Annotated in this window: 2 protein-coding genes; both read right to left on the bottom strand. The window is 44.0% G+C overall.

Translation table 11 applies throughout. From position 1 onward, the window contains the following. Window positions 1-91 precede the first annotated feature (91 nt). Window positions 92-781, bottom strand: a complete 690-nt coding sequence (gene nblR / locus IQ234_RS20725) for a response regulator transcription factor NblR (protein WP_193958455.1) — start codon at window positions 779-781, stop codon at window positions 92-94. Between the two features lie 70 nt (window positions 782-851). Then, window positions 852-1,334 (bottom strand): hypothetical protein, encoded by a 483-nt coding sequence (locus tag IQ234_RS20720; RefSeq protein ID WP_193958454.1) that lies wholly within the window; start codon window positions 1,332-1,334, stop codon window positions 852-854. Window positions 1,335-1,519: the final 185 nt, after the last annotated feature.

Raw genomic sequence — 1,519 nt, 5'->3', positions numbered from 1 at the left:
GGGTGTGGGGAAATGGGGAGAATAAATAAAAATAATCTCCTGTCTCCTGTCTCCTGTCTCCTGTCTCCTGTCTCCTATCTCCTGTCTCCTGTTAAGATTCGCGTAAAACGTAGCCGACACCGCGCACGGTATGAATGAGGCGTTTTTGACCACCAGCTTCCATTTTCAGGCGTAAATAGCGAATATACACCTCAATAACGTTTGATTCTCCTTGAAATTCGTCTCCCCAGACATTTTCGAGAATTTGATCCCTTGATAATACTTCTTTCGGGTGAATCATCAGGTAGCGCAGCAGTTCAAATTCCTTCATCGTCAACTCAATATTTTTGTTTTTATAGGAGAGACGACGAGTGACTAAATCCAATACTAAGTCACCGAAGCGCAATTGTTCGGGGATAGTTTCCAGAGGTTGCAGGTAAAAACGGATTAATTTGAGAAAAGATGGCGAATTATAGGGTTTGAGAAAATAATCGTCGGCTCCCGCTTCCAAACAGGCGAGACGTTCTTCTAGGGTTTCTTGAGATACTAATAAAACAATATAAACGCGACTTCCCTGGGAACGTAAACGACGACAAAAAGTCACACCCGCTTCCCCCGCAAGGAAACGATCGAGTATAATCATCGCTGGCTGCCAACTTTCCACTTCCGGGAAAGCGCTATCAATGCTAGGCACAATCAGGGGACGATAACCTGCTTCTTGCAAGTCCGCACTAGCTAGTTTAGCGATATTCTCCTCAATTCCCACCAAGAGAATCGAAGAACTTAGAACTGGTGTACTCATTAGTCGGCAGCGGTAAAGGAATAGGAAAGATAGGGAGGCGACTAGCTAATTGTACTTAATTGATTCTCGCCTAACCGATTTTAGATAAAAAAGTTAACGCTGTGGTGCGTTGGACAAAATTACCATTAACAGACCAACCAATTACTCGATCGGGGGACGACCAGAGGCTAAGATGATCTACAGGGGGATCCGCATAAAAATTTTCTCCACCGCTACCCAATAAACAGGAACTCCAATGGGTAAAATAATCGTGACTAAGGCGATAAATGGGAAAATTACCGATTAATGGCACTCCCCACCCGTCCAAAGCTATTAAAGCTCGAATTTTCACCCCTTGAGCTTGCCAATAATAGGCTAAAGCGATCGCATTTACCACCCCCGCACTAAACCCAATCAAGGTTAGGTCTTCTCCGGGTAAAAAAGCTTCATTTAAGTAAGAAAAAGGAGAAATAATAATATAGGGACGTAATTTGACCGATTTGCTCCCCAGATGTCCTAAAAAATCCTCCGTCAATCTAGAATCATGAAAACCCGTACAAATCACTAAGGTCATAAAATTAATTAGGGTTCGCTGAAAAAGTTTGTTGGTGGGGTTAGGAGTCAGGAGTCAGGAGTCAGGAGTCAGGAGTCAGGAGTCAGGAGTCAGGAGTCAGGAGTCAGGAGTCAGGAGTCAGGAGTCAGGAGTCAGGAGTCAGGAGTCAGGAGATTATTTTATTTATTCTCCCTACACCCCACACC

The organism is Microcystis aeruginosa LEGE 91341 (assembly GCF_015206885.1).
Lineage (GTDB): Bacteria > Cyanobacteriota > Cyanobacteriia > Cyanobacteriales > Microcystaceae > Microcystis > Microcystis aeruginosa_H.
Note: the sequence above shows the minus strand (reverse complement) of the source record. Positions and strands in the feature narration are given on the sequence as shown.